Below are 17,917 nucleotides of genomic sequence, written 5' to 3' on the forward strand. Positions count from 1 at the left end.
CCCTTACACGCGCTCGATGATGGTCGCGGTGCCCATGCCGCCGCCGATGCACAGCGTGACGAGGGCGGTGGACTTGTTGGTACGCTCGAGCTCGTCGAGCACGGTGCCGAGGATCATCGCGCCGGTTGCGCCGAGCGGATGGCCGAGGGCGATGGCGCCGCCATTGACGTTGATCTTGGCGTTGTCGATGTCGAAGGCCTGGATGTAGCGGAGCACGACGGATGCGAAAGCCTCGTTGAGCTCGAACAGATCGATGTCCGTCTTCTTCATGCCCGAACGCGCGAAGAGCTTCTCGGTGACGTCGACCGGACCGGTCAGCATCATCGCGGGCTCCGAGCCGATGTTGGCGAACGCACGGATCTTTGCGCGCGGCTTCAGGCCGTACTTGCTGCCGGCTTCCTTGCTGCCGAGCAGCACGGCGCCGGCGCCGTCGACGATGCCCGAGGAGTTGCCGGCATGGTGCACGTAATTGACGCGCTCGATCTCCGGGTGCGACTGCACTGCGACGCCGTCGAAGCCGCCCATCTGCGCCATCATCGTGAACGACGGCTGCAGCTGTGCCAGCGACTGCATCGTCGTCGAGGGACGCATGTGCTCGTCCTTGGCGAGGATGGTGAGGCCGTTGATGTCCTTCACCGGCACGACCGACTTGTCGAAGCGTCCCTCGTCCCAGGCCTTGGCCGCGCGCTGCTGGCTCTGCACGGCATAGGCGTCGACGTCGTCGCGCGAGAAGCCGTACTTGGTCGCGATCAGATCGGCCGAGACGCCCTGCGGCATGAAATATGCCGGCACCGCGATCGACGGGTCCATCGGCCAGGCGCCGCCTGAGGCGCCGATGCCGACGCGACTCATCGATTCGGCGCCGCCGCCGATCACGAGCTCATGCTGGCCGCTCATGATCTGTGCGGCAGCAAAGTTCACGGCGTCGAGGCCGGAGGCGCAGAAGCGGCTGATCTGCACGCCGGGCACGGCTTCGCCGAGACCGGCCTTCAGCGCGGCGAAGCGCGCGATGTCGGAACCCGCCTCGCCGACGGGATCGACCACGCCGAGCACGACGTCGTCGACCGAATCTTCCGGCAGGTTGTTACGGTCCTTCAGCGCCTTCAGCGGCACCGTGGCAAGTGCCAGCGCAGTGACTTCGTGCAGCGCGCCGTCCGCCTTGCCGCGGCCACGGGGGGTGCGAACGTGATCGTAGATGAATGCCTCAGGCATGACGCCCTCCTGATGTGATTTTCGAGACGATTGGGAGCAGGCAGCGGAAGCAGGCTCAGAACGCTTCCGCCGGCAATTCCATGATGGTGGCGCAGCCGGCCTGGATGCGCGCGAGATTGGCCGCGGTCTCCGGAAGCATCCGCTCCATGAAGAAACGGCCGGTGACGAGTTTCGTGGAGAGATAGGGCGTCGCCCCGCTCTCGGCAATCTTCGCATTCGTCACCTTCGCCATCTTCGCCCACATGTAGCCGAGCGCGACGAAGCCGAAGAGATGCAGGTAATCGGTTGCAGCGGCACCGGCATTATCCGGCTTCGCCATCGCGTTCTGCATCAGCCAGGTCGTCGCCTGCTGGAGATGGCCGAGCGAGGTCGACAGCGGGGCGATGAAGGGCTTGAGCGCCTCGTCGCCGCCGTTCTCCTTGGCAAAGGCCATGACCTCGCCGAAGAAGGCCATGATGGCGCGGCCGCCGTCGCGCGGCAGCTTGCGGCCGACGAGGTCCAGCGCCTGGATGCCGTTGGCGCCCTCATAGATCATCGCAATGCGGGCATCGCGCACGAACTGCTCCATGCCCTGCTCGGCGATGTAGCCGTGACCGCCATACATCTGCTGCGCCTGCACCGCGTTGGCGAAGCCGTAATCGGTGAGGAAGCCCTTCAGCACCGGCGTCATCAGGCCCATGTGGTCGTCGGCGGCCTGGCGGTCCTTCGGATCCTCGGAGCGATGGGCGACGTCGCTCTTCAGCGCGGTCCAGATCACGAAGGCCCGCGCGGCCTCGTTGAAGGCGCGGATCGAGAGCAGCGTGCGGCGCACGTCCGGATGCACGATGATCGGATCGGCCGGCTTGTCCGGCGCCTTCGCACCGGTCAGCGAACGGCCCTGGATGCGCTCGCGGGCATAGGCGACCGCGTTCTGATAGGCGACCTCGGACTGCGCGAGCCCCTGCACGCCGACGCCGAGGCGGGCCTCGTTCATCATCACGAACATGCCCTGCATGCCCTTGTTCTCTTCGCCGATCAGCCAGCCCGTGGCGTTGTCGTAGTTCATCACGCAGGTGGAATTGCCGTGGATGCCCATCTTGTGCTCGATCGAGCCGCAGACGACGCCGTTGCGTTGCCCCAGCGAACCGTCGGCATTGACCAGGAATTTCGGCACCACGAACAGCGAGACGCCCTTGATGCCGGCGGGCGCGCCCTCGATGCGGGCAAGCACGAGGTGGATGATGTTGTCGGCGAGATCATGCTCGCCGGCCGAGATGAAGATCTTGGTGCCCGTGATCTTGAAGCTGCCGTCCGCCTGCCGCACCGCCTTGGTGCGGAGCATGCCGAGATCGGTGCCGCAATGCGGCTCGGTCAGGTTCATGGTGCCGGTCCACTCACCCGCAATCATCTTCGGCACATAGGTCTTCTTCTGCTCCGGAGAGCCATGCACCAGCAGCGCCGCGGTCGCCCCCATGGTGAGGCCGCCATACATCGAGAACGCCATGTTGGCGGAGATCTGGAACTCGTTGACCGCCTGGGAGAGCGTCACCGGCAGGCCCTGCCCGCCATATTCGGTCGGCGCCGAGAGGCCGAGCCAGCCGCCCTCGGCGACCTGCTTGAACGCCTCCTTGAAGCCTTTCGGCGTGGTGACGCTGCCGTCCTCGGCGCGCTTGCAGCCTTCGAGATCGCCGACGCGATTGAGCGGCTGCAGCACCTCTTCGGCGAGCTTGGCGGCTTCGCCGAGAATGGCTTCGCGCACGTCGCTCGACGCGTCGGAGAAGCCCGGCAGATTGTCGTAGCGGTCGATCTGGAAGACGTCGTTGAGCAGGAAGTTCACGTCTTCGACGGGGGCTTTATAGGTCGGCATGGCGTTCTCCCGGCATGGGCCTTGTGGGGATGATGTTGGGCTTATGGTTGGGCGGCGGCAAGCTGCTCCGCCATCAGGCGGTGCAGCATGTTGATCGCCTTGAGCGGGCGCACCATCACCTTGAAATGGGTGATGCGTCCCTCGCTGTCGAAGCTGATGATGTCGACCCCGTTGATCTCGATGCCGTCGATCATGGTCTTGAATTCAAGCACGGCACCGCGCTCGTTCTTCCACTCGCCGACATAGGTGAAGCCGGGGCCGCCGAGCACCTTCTCGGCGCTGGAGAGATATTTGAAGGTGATGTCGCGCCCGCGCTGCGGTGAATGCACGACGGGGCTCTCGAACACGGCATCGGGATGCAGCAGGTCCCGGAGCGCGGCGCGGTCGTGGGACTTCATGTAGGCGTACCAGGAATCGAGGCCGGTCATTCTCAGGTGCCTCCCTAGGCCAAGGGCAAAGTGCGAAAACAACCCCATGCACAGTAGCGGGGGAGTTGATTGCGCTGGATTTTTCAGCCGGGCCTTCGGCCCGCCTGCATGCTGCCTCATATGCATATTGACGCATATGCGCCGATGCGCATAAAGTCAAGCAACTTGGTCGAACCGAAGAAGGAGGCCGATCATGGCACTGGGCGACGCAATCCTCGCATGCCTGACGGAACGTCCGATGACTGGCTACGAGCTCGCCAAGACCTTCGATTCCTCGATCGGCTTCTTCTGGAAGGCCGACCACCAGCAGATCTACCGCGAGCTCTCCAAGCTGCGCGACCGCGGCTACATCCAGGGCCGCGAGGTCGTGCAAACAGGCAAGCCCAACAAGCTCGTTTATACGCTGACGCCCGAGGGTAGAACAGCGCTGCGGCACTGGGCCGCGCGGCCAAGCACGCCAGCCTCGACCAAGGACGACCTGCTGGTGCGCCTGCACGCGCTCGACAGCATCGACATCGAGCCCCTGCGGACCGACCTGATGGCCCGCCTGGAGCACCATCGCGACCGCCATGCCAACTACGAGCGGATCCTGAAGAAGCGCTTTCCCGACGGCAGGGCAGAAGGCCGGCTCGACCTTGGCAACCTCTTGCTGCTCCGTCTCGGGGCCCGCCACGAGCAGATGGTGGCCGATTTCTGCGAGGAGGCGCTGGAGGCGCTGTCGGCGGAGAGTGGCAAGGGCACGGTGGTGCCGCTGGAGGATGGCAAGCGCGAGGGGAAGGGGTAGACCGGCGCCGGCGGTGCTGGTCAGCTCTCCCGCTTGCGGGAGAGATCGGCGCGAAGCGCCGACTGAGGGGGCTTGTCCTCTTGCGGATTGCCGGGGCCGAAGCACCCTCTTCCCAGCCCCAGCCCTCCCCGCATGCAGGGCAGGCAGCGCACCGACCACTGGGCGAAGGCCGAACGCCAGGCCCCAAGTTCCCGCGGCCAACTTTAAGACACCGGGCCTGCATTCCTTAACCCGTTATTTACCGTAACAGGAAAAAGTCGGTTTTCGAGGCAGACGACCCGCGCCAAATTCGATTGTGTTTGCAACCGGCACGCGTGGGGAGGCTGGAGGCGCCGGGTGGGGCGCCGGAGTCGGAACCGGACAGAGTCATGAATTCGCGCGTATCGTGGAGTGCTGACGGCATCGATCCATCCGTCCGGGAGCGGGCCGAAGCTGCTGCGCGCAGGGCCGGCATGTCGCTCAACGACTGGCTGAACTCCACGCTCGGCGAGACTGCCCCGCCGAACTTTCGCGCGGCCTACGACCAGCGTCCGCAGCACATGCCGAGTCAGGAGAGCCGCGAAGTCGCCGACATTCACCAGCGGCTCGACGCGATTACCCAGCAGATCGAACGGATTTCGAAGCCCACGCCGCGCCAGGAGATCTCGCGCGAGCAGGGCGTCGCGCGCCAGCTCAACGACGCGATCTCGCGGCTCGACGCACGCCTGTCGCAAATCTCCCGTCCGCAACAGCCTCAGGCGCCGCGTCCGGCTCCTGCGGCCTCGCCCATCGAGGCGCGCCAGCGCCAGGCCGATGCGGTCGAGCGCGCGGCGGCTCAAGTCTATCGCAACTCCCCTCCCCTTAGTCCGGCTTCATTCGACGTCGCGGTCGCCGAGATCACCGCGCGCCAGAGCGAGCTCGATGGCTTTACGCCGAGGCAGATGCCGCCGCGCGCCGCGCCGCCGATTGCACCCACGGCGGCTCCTTACGCGCCTCCAGTGGCGCCGCCCGGCCCTGCCTACGCGCCGCCGCCGCCTCCGCAGCCGGGGCCGGATTTCTCCTCGCTCGAGCGCCATCTGCTCAAGATCACGAGCCAGATCGAGTCGCTGCAGCGTCCCGACAATACCGAGCAGGCGATCAACGCCTTCCGCAGCGAGCTTGCCGAAATCCGTGCCGCCATCACCGAGGCGATGCCGCGGCGCGCGATCGAATCGATCGAGAACGAGATCCGCTCGCTGCACCGTCGGATCGACGAGACGCGGTCCAACGGCACCGACGGCCAGGTGCTGTCGGGGATCGAGCACGCGCTGTCCGAGATCAAGCAGGTGCTGCGCACGCTGACGCCTGCCGAGCAGCTCACCGGCTATGACGAGGCGATCCGCAATCTCGGAGCCAAGCTCGACCTGATCCTGCGCGCGAATGACGATCCTTCGACCGTTCAGCAGCTCGAAGGCGCGATCTCCGCGCTGCGCGCCATCGTCTCCAATGTCGCCTCCAACGAAGCGCTCGCGCGGCTGTCCGAAGACGTGCAGCTGCTGTCGTCCAAGGTCGACCAGATCACCCGCGCCTCCGGCCAGGGTGACAGCTTTACGGTGCTGGAACAGCGCATTGCCGCGCTCACCGCCGCGCTCGAAACCCGCGAGCGGCCTCAGCCGTCCGAAAGCACCGAGCATCTCGAAGCCGCAATCCGCGCGCTGTCGGACCGCTTCGACCGCATGCAGGTCGGCAACGACTCGGCCTCCACCTTCGCCCATCTCGAGCAGCGCGTCTCGTATCTGCTGGAACGGATCGAGGCCGCCTCCGATCCGCGCAACGGCAACCTGAGCCGCGTCGAGGACGGGCTGCACGACATCCTCAGGCACCTGGAGCGGCAGCAGGCGACCTATGCCGCGCTGGCCGAAAGCCGCAACTCCGCGCCGGCCGCCGATCCCGACATGGTCGATCTCGTCAAGCGCGAGCTCTCCGACATCCGTTTCAGCCAGGCCGAGACCAACCGGCACACCCAGGATTCGCTCGAAGCCGTCCACAGCGCGCTGGGCCACGTCGTCGATCGCCTCTCGATGATCGAGGGCGATCTTCGCGGGGTGCGCACTGCGCCGCAGCCCGCCGCTCCGCAGCCGATGCCGTCCGCGGCTCCGATGGAGCCCGCGCCGATGGCGCGCGAGCCGCGGCCGCAAGCACAGCCGCCGAAATACGATCCGAAGCCAGAGCTGCCCAACCCCGCCGCCGCGCAAGCCGCACAGGCCGCCGCCTTCGTCGCCGCGCCGCGCGAATTCCATGCCGCCGCTCCCGCCGCGCCGCCCCCGGTACCGGCGATGCCCCCCATTCCGCCGCGCGCGATCAGCGAGATCCTGGAGCCGCATACGGCCCCGCCACGCGCCGCCCTGGCGCCGGAATTGCCGCCGGATCATCCGCTCGAGCCAGGCACACGGCCAGGCGGACGCGTCGCCACGCCATCGGAGCGCATCGCGGCGTCCGAGAGCGCGATCAGCGAAATTCCCGCCGGGCCGAAAGAGCCGGTGTCGTCATCGAGCTTCATCGCCGCCGCGCGCCGTGCCGCCCAGGCTGCCGCAGCCCAGCCGGAAAAGACCGGCCGCGCCGCCAAGGCGGGGACCGACCGTTCGAAGGAAACGGGCAAGGACGGCGGTTCGACCATCACCTCGAAGATCCGTTCGCTGCTGGTCGGCGCGAGCGTGGTCGTGATCGTGCTCGGTACCTTCAAAATGGCGATGAACCTGCTCGACGGCGACGGCCCGCCGCCGGCGCCGCAGGCGATGCAGAACATTCCGAGCGAGCCGGCGGCGCCCGCCCCGCCGCCTCCAGTCGAAACAAAGCCGGCAACACCGGAGCAGGTGACGCCGTCGATGACATCGCCGACGCCGATCGGACGGCAGTCCCAGAACAATGCCGCGCCGGCGCAAGCGGCCAATCCGGGCAGCGCGGCCTCGGTCGAAATCCCGCCCGCACCCGCCGCGGCTCCGCTGCCGCCGGCCGCCGGCGAAATCACCGGCGCGTTGTCGGGGACGAGCCGCGCCAAGCTCGGCCTGGTCCAGGTGCCGCCGAGCGAGAGATTGCCCGACGGAATCGGCGGCCCGGCCTTGCGCACCGCCGCGATGAAGGGCGATGCGACCGCGGCCTACGAAATCGGCCTGCGCTTCGCCGAAGGCAAGGGCGTCGCCACGAACTACGACGAAGCCGCCAAATGGTACGACCGCGCGGCGCAGGCCGGCGTGGTGCCCGCGATCTTCCGGCTCGGAACGCTGTACGAAAAGGGCCTCGGCGTGAAGAAGGACGCCGACATCGCCCGACGCTACTACACGCAGGCTGCGGAGCGCGGCAACGCGAAGGCGATGCACAACCTCGCGGTGCTCGATGCCGACGGCGGCGGACGCGGCGCGAACTACAAGAGCGCGGCCCAGTGGTTCCGCAAGGCGGCCGATCGCGGCGTCGCCGACAGCCAGTTCAACCTCGGCATTCTCTATGCCCGCGGCATCGGCGTCGAACAGAACCTCGCCGAGTCCTACAAATGGTTCAGCCTGGCGGCCGCGCAGGGCGATGCGGACGCCGCCGGCAAGCGCGACGACGTCGCCAAGCGCCTCGACCCGCAATCGCTCGCTGCGGCCAAGCTCGCGATCCAGACCTTCAGCGCCGAGCCCCAGCCCGACGACGCCGTCAACGTTGCGACGCCCGCCGGAGGCTGGGACAGCGCGCCGCAGGCGAACGCCAAGCCGGCGCCGAAGCAAGTCGCAACCAAGCGCTCGGCATCCGCGGCGCATTGAAATCTCTCCCCTCATGGTGAGGAGCGCGCCCTCGCGCGCGTCTCGAACCATGCAGGCCCGCCTCTCGGTCCGGGCCTCGCCCTTCGAGACGCCTGCTGCGCCGGCTCCTCGGGGTGAGGAGCAAAAGCGTCGATGCCGCCGTCGCGCCCATTCACCACGCCCGAAATTCCCGGTCCCGCCGGCCGGCAAATTCCGCTATTGAAGGGCGCGGCAATCGTTCCGACCGTCCGGCGGGCATTCCGCGCAATCGATCCGTCTCGCCGGAGCGTGGTCCTTCGATGCAGCTCTACCTTCCGATCGCCGACCTCCCGGTCAACGTCTTCCTGGTGCTCGCCATGGGCGCGGCGGTCGGCTTCGTCTCGGGCATGTTCGGGATCGGCGGCGGTTTTCTGATGACGCCGCTGCTGATCTTCATCGGCATCACGCCGGCCGTCGCGGTCGCCTCCGTCGCCAGCCACATCGCGGCCTCGTCCTTTTCCGGCGCGCTCTCTTACTGGCGGCGGCGCGCGATCGATCCGGCGCTGGCGACCGTGCTGCTCTGCGGCGGGGTGACCGGCACGGCGCTCGGGGTTTGGGCGTTCACGCAGCTGCGCGCGCTCGGCCAGCTCGATCTGATGATTGCGCTGTCCTACGTCGTGCTGCTCACCACGGTCGGCGGCCTGATGTTCTACGAGGGCCTGCGCGCCTTGATGCGCACCCGACGCGGCGCGCTGCCGCCACGCCGCACGCACAACTGGATCCACGGCCTGCCGCTGAAGATGCGGTTCAAGCGCTCGAAGATCTATCTCTCGGTAATTCCGGTCGTGGTCGTCGGCATCGCGATCGGCTTCATCGGCGCCATCATGGGCATCGGCGGCGGCTTCATCCTGGTGCCGGTCATGATCTATCTGCTCAGAGTCCCGACCTCGACGGTGATCGGAACCTCGATGGTGCTGACGCTGGTCACGATGCTGTTCGCGACCATGCTGCACGCCGTGACCAATCACCTGGTCGACGCCGTGCTGGCGCTGATCCTGATGGTGGGCGGCGTTACCGGTGCGCAGTTCGGTGCCCGCGCCGGCCAGAAGATCCGCGGCGAGCAGCTGCGGCTGCTGCTCGGCCTCTTGATCCTCTCGGTCGGAATCCGCTTTGCGATCGAGCTGGTGATCCAGCCCTCGGACCTCTTCACCATCCGCGAGCTCGGAGTGAGCGGATGATTCGCGTGCTTCTCGCCATCGCTCTCGTCCTGCTGCTCGGCGGCGCCGCGCGGGCCGAGCGGCTGATCGTGTCAGTCTCCAACCATCGGGTCACGGTGACGCCGAACTATTCGGGCGAGGAGCTGGTGCTGTTCGGCTCGGTGGAAAAGGACGCCACGACGCCGGCCGACCGCACGGCCTACGATCTCGTGGTCACCGTGATGGGCCCGCGCGCGGACATGGTGACGCGGCGCAAGGAGCGCACCTTCGGGATCTGGATCAACACCGACTACCGGCAGTTCCTGCAGGTGCCGAGCTATCTCGCGCTGTTCGCCAACCGCCCCTTCGATGCGATCACCTCGCCCGAGATCGCGCGGCGACAGCAGATCGGGCTCAACAACGTGCTGCTGACGCAGCGAGTCGGCGGCGATTACGCCGACGTGGTGCCCCACGATGTGTTCCGCTCGGCCTTCATTCGCCTGCGCACCCAGCGCGGCCTCTACCGCGAGGATTCGAGCGCGGTGACGTTCCTGACGCCGACCCTGTTCCGGACCGGCATTCCACTGCCGGGAGAGGTCCCGATCGGCACCTATCAGGTCGAGATCAAGCTGTTTGCGAACGGGGCGTTCATCGGCAAGACCGACACCGCCTTCGAGATCGTCAAGGTCGGCTTCGAGCAGTTCGTCGCCAACAGTGCGCGGCACAACGGGTTGCTCTACGGCCTTGCAACAGTGGCGATGGCGCTGATGACGGGATGGATGGCGTCGATCGTGTTCCGGAAAGACTAGCCGGACGTTGGGGAGACAGCAGGGCTTTCTCAGCTTGCAGACGCCGCCGCCTTCGCCGGTCGCGTCACCAGATAGATGCCGAGCGCCACCGGGATGATTCCCAAGAGATCGCGCGCCTCGACATGCTCTCCGAGCACGACAAACGCGAACAGCATGCCGAGCGGTGGCATCAGGAAATGATAGGCGCTGGCAGCGGAGGCCCCACACACCTTCAGCAGATGAAACCAGAGCCAGTAGGCGAGGATCGAGCCGCCGAGCACGAGGAAGGCGAACGCGCCGATCAGACTCGGCGTGTAGTCGATCGCGTGGATATCGGCGAAGGTGAACGCGACCGGCGTCAGCACGATGCCGGCGGCGAGGTTCTGGACGCCGTTGCCGATCCACAACGACCCCTTCGGCGCGAGCAGCTTGAACAGGATGGTGCCGGCGACGATCGAAGCCAGCGAGGCCAGCGTGAAGAGGATGCCGTGCAGCGAGTCCGTGCCGACCGAGAGACGGTGCCAGACAATCGCCGTCACGCCGATCACGCCAAGCATGAGGCCGCCCGCCTTGCGCCAGGTCATGCCCTCGCCGAGGAGAAGCGCGGCGAGCGCGGCCGTGAACACCGGGTTCGCCGAGACGATCAGGCCACCAAGACCGGCGGAAACCGATTGCAGGCCGGTGTAGCCGAGCCCGAGATAGAGCGCGTTGTTGGCGATGCCGAGCACTGCGAAGACCGCAGCGTCGCGCCAGGACAGGGACCAATCATCGCCCCGTATCAGCGTGGCGCCCAGGATCAGAATGCCTGCGAGCGAGAAGCGGGCGGCGAGCAGAATCAGCGGCGGGCGATGGGTGACGCCGATCTTGCCGGCGATGAAGGCGTAGCTCCAGAGCAGGCAGAACAGACCGATAGCGAGCGGCAGCGTGTTGAAACGGCTGCGAGGAACAGAAACCGAGGGAGCGAGCGACATGCGGCATTCTCCTGAGCCCTCGATCTAGGGAGATCGCTTGCCATTTGGAAATTAAATGATTAACTCCGTATCAGTGGATTTTCGAATGGAGGCCGCAATGCTCGATCTGGAGCTGCTGCGCAGCTTCGTCTCGGTCGTCGAGGCCGGCGGCTTCACCCGCGCCGGCGCGCGCGTCCACCGCACGCAATCGACCGTGAGCCAGCAGATCAAGCGCCTGGAGGAGGATGTCGGCCAGGTGCTGCTGCATCGCGACGGCAAGGACGTGCGCCCGACCGAGGCGGGCGAGCGGCTGCTTTCCTATGCGCGCCGGCTGCTCTCGCTCGCCGAGGAGGCGCGCGACGTGTTGCGCCAGCCCGACGGCGAGGGCGCGATCCGGCTCGGTATTCCCGAGGATTTCGCGGCCTACCGCCTGGCGAAGCTGCTGGGCGCGTTCTCGCGCTCGCATCCACGCCTGCGCCTCGACGTGCGCGCGGGCCAGAGCAAGCACCTCGCCCACGATCTCGAACGCGGCGAGCTCGACCTTGCGCTCTACAAGCGGGAGGCCGGCGAGAAGGGCGCGGTCGCGGTGTGGCCGGAGCGGGTGCACTGGGTCACCAGCAAGAGCCATCCGGTCGACGTCGACGTGCCGTCCGTGCCGCTGATCGGCTTTCCGCTCGGCTGCATCTATCGCGCCGGCGCCATCCACGCGCTGGAAAGCGCGGGCCGCGCCTGGCACACCGCCTACACGTCATCGAGCCTCGCCGGCATCCAGGCCGCGGTCGCCGCCGGCATGGGGCTGAGCATCCTGTCGGAGATGTCGATCCTCTCAGACCACCGCGTGCTGACGGCGAAGGAAGGCTTTGCACCGATCAACAAGACCGAGCTCGCACTGATGGCCTCGCCCAATGCGAGTCCGGCAACGCTGCGGCTCGCCGATCGTCTGGCGCAGTTTTGCGATGCGGTGCAAACGAAGGCGGCTTGAGTCTGCTGAACCTTCGGCGCTCTCAGCTTGCTGCGGAGATCAATCTGTCACCGCACGCATTTGCGTAGAACTTGCCGCCACATTGGCGCTTGATCGCAGCGCAGCGAGCTGCGGGAGACGCCTTCTCTGGGACCGTGAAGCCGCAGCTGAGGCCGTCGGGGCTGCGGCCGGATTTGCCGGCGCCAAGCGCCGCGCTGGAGGCGCCGATGCAGACGACGAGGAGGGCAGTAGCGATTTCGATCAGCACTCGCGTGGGCGTTCTCATGAGGCGTCTCCATACTGATGGCTGAATCTTCCTTAATCTAGCACCGAATCCCGGTTTCTCCGTGCTCCCCCGGGTACCCAAGTCGGCCCGTTCCTTGCATAAATTTACGCCAGCGCAATGCACGACCGCACCGACGACAGTTCCGGTGCAAGGGCAGGACGCGTAGGGTTAGTTGAGAGCTCTTTCGACCCAGGAAGTGAAGGCTTTGCAGGATTCATCGTTCCAGCCCAATTATTCCGCCCCCGGACAGCCTATCGACGAACTCGCGCTGACCGAGATCAAGGGCGCCATCCTGGCAAAGCTGCGCCTTGCCATCGGCAAGGACGCGGGCATGGCGACAAAGCACGACTGGTACCAGGCCGCGGCGCTGGCGCTGCGCGACCGCATCGTGCATCGCTGGCTCACGGCCGAGAAGCACAGCTACGATACCGGGCGCAAGCGGGTCTATTATCTCTCGCTCGAATTCCTGATCGGTCGCCTGTTCACCGACGCGCTCAACAATATGGGCCTTCTGAATATCTTCGAGCTCGCGCTCGGCGATCTCGGCGTCTCGCTGCCCGAGTTGCGCAAATGCGAGCCAGACGCCGCGCTCGGCAATGGCGGCCTCGGCCGGCTCGCGGCATGCTTCATGGAGAGCATGGCGACGCTGTCGATCCCCGCGATCGGCTACGGCATCCGCTACGATTACGGCCTGTTTCGCCAGATCATCAATCAGGGCTGGCAGCAGGAATATCCGGACGAATGGCTGGGCTTCGGCAACCCCTGGGAGTTGCAGCGGCCCGAGGTGATCTACGACGTCAATTTCGGCGGCGGCGTCGAGCATGTCGACGACAAGGGCCGCGACCGCGCGATCTGGCATCCGGCCGAGACCGTGCAGGCCATCGCCTATGACACGCCGATCGTGGGCTGGCGCGGCCAGCACGTCAATGCGCTCCGGCTGTGGTCGGCCCGCTCGCCCGATCCGCTCAAGCTCGACGCGTTCAACAAGGGCGATTACGTCAGCGCCAGCGCCGAACAGGCGCGCGCGGAGGCGATCTGCAAGTTCCTCTATCCGAACGACGAGAGCCCGGCGGGCCGCGAGCTGCGGCTGCGCCAGGAATATTTCTTCGTCTCCGCCTCGCTTCAGGACCTGGTCAAGCGACATCTGTCGTCCGATGGGCAGTTGCGCAGCCTGGCAGGCAAGGTCGCGGTGCAGCTCAACGACACCCATCCGAGCCTCGCCGTAACCGAGCTGATGCGGATCCTCGTCGACCTCCACAATTTCCGCTGGGACGAGGCTTGGAAGATCACGGTCGCCACCCTCTCCTACACCAACCACACGCTGCTGCCCGAGGCGCTCGAGACCTGGCCGGTCGAGCTGTTCGAGCGGCTGCTGCCTCGGCATCTGGAGATCATCTACCGTATCAACGTGCAGCATCTGGCGCTCGCCGAAGCACGCTGCCCCGGCGACATCGACTTCCGCGCCTCGGTCTCGCTGATCGACGAGAAGAGCGGCCGCCGTGTGCGCATGGGGCAGCTCGCCTTCGTCGGCTCGCACCGCATCAACGGCGTCTCGGCGATGCATTCGGACCTGATGCGCGAGACCGTTTTCCACGACCTCAACCATCTCTATCCCGGCCGCATCACCAACAAGACCAACGGCATCACCTTCCGCCGCTGGCTGATGCTGGCGAACCCGAAGCTGACCGAGCTGTTGCGCGAGACCTGCGGCGATGCCGTGCTCGACGATCCGACCCAGCTCGGCCTGATCGAGGCGCGCGCGAGCGACGTCGAATTCCAGAAGAGATTCCGCAACGTCAAGCACCACAACAAGACGGCCCTGGCGCGCGTGATCGGCGAGCGGCTCGGCATCAAGGTCGATCCGAGCGCGCTGTTCGACGTGCAGATCAAGCGTATCCACGAGTACAAGCGCCAGCTGCTCAACATCATCGAGACGGTCGCGCTGTACCAGGCCATCAAGGACGATCCGAACGGCAACTGGGTGCCGCGGGTGAAGATCTTCGCCGGCAAGGCTGCGGCGAGCTATCGCTACGCCAAGCTCATCATCAAGCTGATCAACGACGTCGCCGAGATCGTCAACAACGATCCCGCAATCGACGGCAAGCTCAAGGTCGTGTTCCTGCCTGACTACAATGTCAGCCTCGCCGAGGTGATCATTCCCGCGGCCGACCTGTCCGAGCAGATCTCCACCGCCGGCATGGAAGCCTCCGGCACCGGAAACATGAAGCTGGCGCTCAACGGCGCCATCACGATCGGCACGCTCGACGGCGCCAATATCGAGATCCGCGACCATGTCGGCGCGGAGAACATCGCGATCTTCGGCATGGAAGCCGGCGACGTCATGATCCGGCGCAAGCAGGGGCTGGACGCATCGGACGTGATCCGCAATTCGCCGAAACTGCAGCGCGCCATCAATGCGATCGGCGCCGGCGAGTTCTCGCCCGGCGACCCCGGCCGCTTCGAATCGATCGCGCATGCGCTGCGCTATCTCGACCATTACATGGTCAGCGCCGATTTCGATTCCTATTACGAGGCGCAGCGCGCGGTCGATGCGCGCTGGCAGGTGATACCGGCCTGGACGCGGGCCTCCATCCTCAACGTCGCGCGCATGGCCTGGTTCTCCTCGGACCGCACCATCCGCGAATACGCCGAGGAGATCTGGAACGTGCCGGTCAATCCGACCACGCCGCTGCTGCCGAACCTGCGCGACGCCGCGGGCTGATTTTCCGCGGTGTGGAAGCGGGTTACCTGCGAGGTTATTGCATCCTCTGCAAGGGATGATGATATGATCGCCATCATCCCCAAGGCGGCACGGTGACACGACGCCGCAACCTCAACCGCCGTGATTGCGAGCGCAGCGAAGCAATCCAGACCGTCTCCGTGGAAAGAGCCCGGATTGCTTCGCTGCCCTCGCAATGACGGCTGTGGAGGCATCGAGGACCAACAATGCACTCCAAGCTCCCGCACCCCTTCGACGACGCCACCCGCATCACCGCCGGTGACTCAAGCTGGCAGGGGCACACCAGCGACGATTACTGGGCCTTCGTCGGCCCGTTCGGCGGCGCCACCGCCGCAACCATCCTGCGCGCGCTGATGGAGCACCCGCAACGCACCGGCGATCCCTTGGCAATGACCGTCAATTACTGCGCGCCGATCGCCAAGGGAGCGTTCGATCTCGACGTGCGGCTGGTGAAGGCCAACCGCTCCAGCCAGCATTGGAGCGTGGAGCTGTCGCAGAACGGCGGCGAGGTCGCAACGCTCGCCACCGCCGTGTTCGCCGAGCGCCGGCCGTCCTGGGAGCACCGGGTGGTCGAGGTCCCCGACGCGACGCCGTTCGAACAGACGCTGCCGTTCCCGAAGATCTCGGCGGCGTGGGCCAACCAGTACGAATTCCGCTTCGTCGAGGGCGAGATGCGGATCGGCCCGCGGCAGGCCGACCCCGCCAGCACCTATTCGAAGCTCTGGATCAGCGACCGCACGCCGCGCAAGCTCGACATGCTGTCGCTGATGTCGATGTCGGACGCCTTCTTCGGCCGCGTCTTCCATGCGCGACGCGAGCTGGTGCCGTTCGGCACGGTGTCGCTGACGACCTACTTCCACACCACGAGCGAAAACCTCGCCGCCGAGGACACCACGCGCGTGCTGGCGACCGCGGACGCCAAGATCTTTCACCGGAGCTACGGCGATCAGCATGGCGAGCTGTGGTCGCCGAACGGCCGCCTGCTCGCGACCACGACGCAGATCGCGTACTTCAAGGCGTAGCTGCGTCCACGAACTCATCAAGGACGGCGGAAAGATTGTGCGACAAACAAAAAGGGCGGCCTTGCGGCCGCCCTTTGCATTGAAGGGAGAGCGATCACTCCGCCGCCAGCTTCACGTCCGGCGCGGCCGCACGCACTTCCGCGTCGACCTGGGCTTCGAACTTGGCAAAGTTCTTCTGGAACATGCCGACCAGCGCGCGGGCGGTCTTGTCGAACTCGTCCTTGTCCTTCCAGGTATTGACCGGGTTGAGGATCTCGTGAGGCACGCCCGGCAGCGCGGTGGGGACCGCGAAGCCGAAATACTTGTCGGTGCGGAATGCGACGTTGCGAAGCGAACCGTCGAGCGCTGCGGTGAGCAGCGCGCGCGTCACCTTGATCGGCATGCGCGAGCCGACACCGTACTTGCCGCCGGTCCACCCCGTATTGACCAGCCAGCAATCGACATTGTGCTGGGCGATGAGGTCGCGCAGCATGTTGCCGTAGACCGAGGGGTCGAGCGGCAGGAAGGGCGAGCCGAAGCAGGTGGAGAACTCCGGCTGCGGCTCGTTGCCGAGACCGCGCTCGGTGCCGGCGACCTTGGCGGTGTAGCCGGACAGGAAATGATACATCGCCTGCGCCGGCGAGAGCTTGGCGATCGGCGGCAGCACGCCGAAGGCGTCGGCGGCGAGCATCACCACGTTCTTGGGCTGCGGCGCACGGCCGGTGCGCGAGGCGTTCGGAATGAAGTCGAGCGGGTAGGCCGAGCGCGTGTTCTCGGTCTTGGAGCCGTCGTCGAAATCGACCACGCGTGTGTCCTCGTCGAGCACGCAGTTCTCGAGCACCGCGCCGAAGCGGGTCGATGCCGCATAAATCTCCGGCTCGGCTTCCTTCGACAGCTTGATGCACTTGGCGTAGCAGCCGCCCTCGAAATTGAACACGCCGTTCGGGCCCCAGCCGTGCTCGTCGTCGCCGATCAGCGTGCGATTGGGGTCGGCCGACAGCGTGGTCTTGCCGGTGCCGGACAGGCCGAAGAAGATCGCGGTGTCGCCCTTGGCCCCGACATTGGCCGAGCAGTGCATCGGCATCACGCCGCGCTCGGGCAGATAGTAGTTCAGCGTGGTGAAGACCGACTTCTTCATCTCGCCGGCATAATAAGACCCGCCGATCAGGACGATCTTGCGGGCGAAATCGATCGCGACGACGTTCTCCGAGCGCACGCCGTGGCGTTTGGGATCGGCGCGGAAGCTCGGCATGTCGATGATGGTGAGCTCCGGCACGAAGGTCGACAGCTCGATTGCCTCGGGGCGGATCAGAAGCGTGCGGATGAACAGCGAGTGCCAGGCGAGCTCGGTGAAGACGCGCGTCTTGATCCGATAGGCCGGATCGGCGCCGCCATAGAGGTCCTGCGCGAACAGCCGCTTGCCTTCGGCGTGCTTGAGGAAATCCTGATAGAGCGTCTCGAACTGCTCGGCGGTGATCGACTGGTTGCCGGCCCACCACATCTTCTTGTCGGTGGTGGCGTCACGCACCGTGAACTTGTCTTTCGGGCTGCGCCCGGTGAACTCGCCCGTGTCGGCACAGAGCGCGCCGTCCGAGGAGAGCACCGCCTCACCCGCAGCAAGCGAGTATTGATAGAGTTGCGGCGCACCCAGATTCCAGTGAACCTGCTTGAGATTCTTTAAGCCGAATTTGTCGGCGCCGAAGGCACCGTTGCGCACGCCCGTCTCTTGCACGAAAAAACCCTCCTAGAACCCGCGACACTTAGCGCGACCAAGTTTGGCGCCATCGCGGTCACCGTGATGAATGGGCCATTCGGCCTCGGCTGAACGACCTAATACTGATGAACGCTGGCGTTGCCAAGCTGATCCCGCAGGATTTGGTTTATTCAAGGACCACGCCAAACTTCGCGCATGTCAGCCCTGAGTAGACGCATGCAGAAACCACAATGATCGCGCAACCAAAGGCGTGGTTGCGCGTTATGTCTGGTTATTGCGACGCACAATTCCTCGT

At 66.0% G+C, this 17,917-nt stretch carries 13 protein-coding genes; 7 read left to right on the top strand and 6 right to left on the bottom strand.

Going from position 1 to position 17,917, the window contains the following annotated elements; translation table 11 throughout:
- Positions 1-3 precede the first annotated feature (3 nt).
- The 3 genes from ASG57_RS08230 to ASG57_RS08240 are packed head-to-tail and all read right to left on the bottom strand — an operon-like array spanning position 4 to position 3,486.
- On the bottom strand, positions 4-1,212 hold the full coding sequence (locus tag ASG57_RS08230) for an acetyl-CoA C-acetyltransferase (protein WP_024339134.1): 1,209 nt from the start codon (positions 1,210-1,212) through the stop codon (positions 4-6).
- A gap of 55 nt (positions 1,213-1,267) precedes the next feature.
- Positions 1,268-3,058, bottom strand: coding sequence for an acyl-CoA dehydrogenase C-terminal domain-containing protein (locus ASG57_RS08235; protein WP_057196021.1), 1,791 nt, complete (start codon positions 3,056-3,058; stop codon positions 1,268-1,270).
- 41 nt (positions 3,059-3,099) lie between these two features.
- Positions 3,100-3,486, bottom strand: coding sequence for a nuclear transport factor 2 family protein (locus ASG57_RS08240; protein WP_057196022.1), 387 nt, complete (start codon positions 3,484-3,486; stop codon positions 3,100-3,102).
- A gap of 193 nt (positions 3,487-3,679) precedes the next feature.
- Here ASG57_RS08240 and ASG57_RS08245 point away from each other — a divergent pair, with 193 nt between their 5' ends.
- The 4 genes from ASG57_RS08245 (at position 3,680) to ASG57_RS08260 (ending at position 9,991) form a co-directional block, all read left to right on the top strand.
- Positions 3,680-4,270, top strand: coding sequence for a PadR family transcriptional regulator (locus tag ASG57_RS08245; RefSeq protein WP_024339137.1), 591 nt, complete (start codon positions 3,680-3,682; stop codon positions 4,268-4,270).
- A 368-nt stretch (positions 4,271-4,638) separates the two neighbouring features.
- Complete coding sequence (locus ASG57_RS08250) at positions 4,639-8,028, top strand: tetratricopeptide repeat protein (protein ID WP_024339138.1); 3,390 nt, start codon at positions 4,639-4,641, stop codon at positions 8,026-8,028.
- Positions 8,029-8,306: 278 nt separating this feature from the next.
- Positions 8,307-9,224 carry a sulfite exporter TauE/SafE family protein gene (locus ASG57_RS08255; RefSeq protein ID WP_024339139.1) on the top strand — a complete coding sequence of 306 codons (918 nt, stop codon included), beginning with the start codon at positions 8,307-8,309 and terminating at the stop codon, positions 9,222-9,224.
- The gene (locus tag ASG57_RS08260) at positions 9,221-9,991 is read left to right on the top strand and encodes a TIGR02186 family protein (RefSeq protein ID WP_024339140.1); all 771 of its coding nucleotides are present in this window, start codon (positions 9,221-9,223) and stop codon (positions 9,989-9,991) included. Before ASG57_RS08255 ends, ASG57_RS08260 begins: the two co-directional genes overlap by 4 nt.
- A gap of 29 nt (positions 9,992-10,020) precedes the next feature.
- Here the strand turns inward: ASG57_RS08260 and ASG57_RS08265 are convergent, their stop codons facing one another.
- Entirely contained in the window at positions 10,021-10,941 is a 921-nt protein-coding gene (locus ASG57_RS08265) for a DMT family transporter (protein WP_057196023.1), read from the bottom strand.
- A gap of 97 nt (positions 10,942-11,038) precedes the next feature.
- Here ASG57_RS08265 and ASG57_RS08270 point away from each other — a divergent pair, with 97 nt between their 5' ends.
- Positions 11,039-11,902, top strand: a complete 864-nt coding sequence (locus tag ASG57_RS08270) for a LysR substrate-binding domain-containing protein (RefSeq protein ID WP_024339142.1) — start codon at positions 11,039-11,041, stop codon at positions 11,900-11,902.
- A 22-nt stretch (positions 11,903-11,924) separates the two neighbouring features.
- On the opposite strand, the gene ASG57_RS08275 is transcribed toward ASG57_RS08270, so the two are convergent.
- Positions 11,925-12,167: a hypothetical protein gene (locus tag ASG57_RS08275; protein ID WP_057196024.1), complete on the bottom strand. Its 243-nt coding sequence runs from the start codon at positions 12,165-12,167 to the stop codon at positions 11,925-11,927.
- A 205-nt stretch (positions 12,168-12,372) separates the two neighbouring features.
- On the opposite strand from ASG57_RS08275, the gene ASG57_RS08280 reads away from it, so the two are divergent.
- Positions 12,373-14,889 carry a glycogen/starch/alpha-glucan phosphorylase gene (locus ASG57_RS08280; protein WP_057196084.1) on the top strand — a complete coding sequence of 839 codons (2,517 nt, stop codon included), beginning with the start codon at positions 12,373-12,375 and terminating at the stop codon, positions 14,887-14,889.
- 224 nt (positions 14,890-15,113) lie between these two features.
- Positions 15,114-15,929, top strand: a complete 816-nt coding sequence (locus ASG57_RS08285) for an acyl-CoA thioesterase (RefSeq protein WP_057196025.1) — start codon at positions 15,114-15,116, stop codon at positions 15,927-15,929.
- 94 nt (positions 15,930-16,023) lie between these two features.
- On the opposite strand, the gene ASG57_RS08290 is transcribed toward ASG57_RS08285, so the two are convergent.
- Complete coding sequence (locus tag ASG57_RS08290) at positions 16,024-17,640, bottom strand: phosphoenolpyruvate carboxykinase (RefSeq protein WP_057196026.1); 1,617 nt, start codon at positions 17,638-17,640, stop codon at positions 16,024-16,026.
- Positions 17,641-17,917: the final 277 nt, after the last annotated feature.

The organism is Bradyrhizobium sp. Leaf396, from assembly GCF_001424605.1.
Lineage (GTDB): Bacteria > Pseudomonadota > Alphaproteobacteria > Rhizobiales > Xanthobacteraceae > Bradyrhizobium > Bradyrhizobium japonicum_C.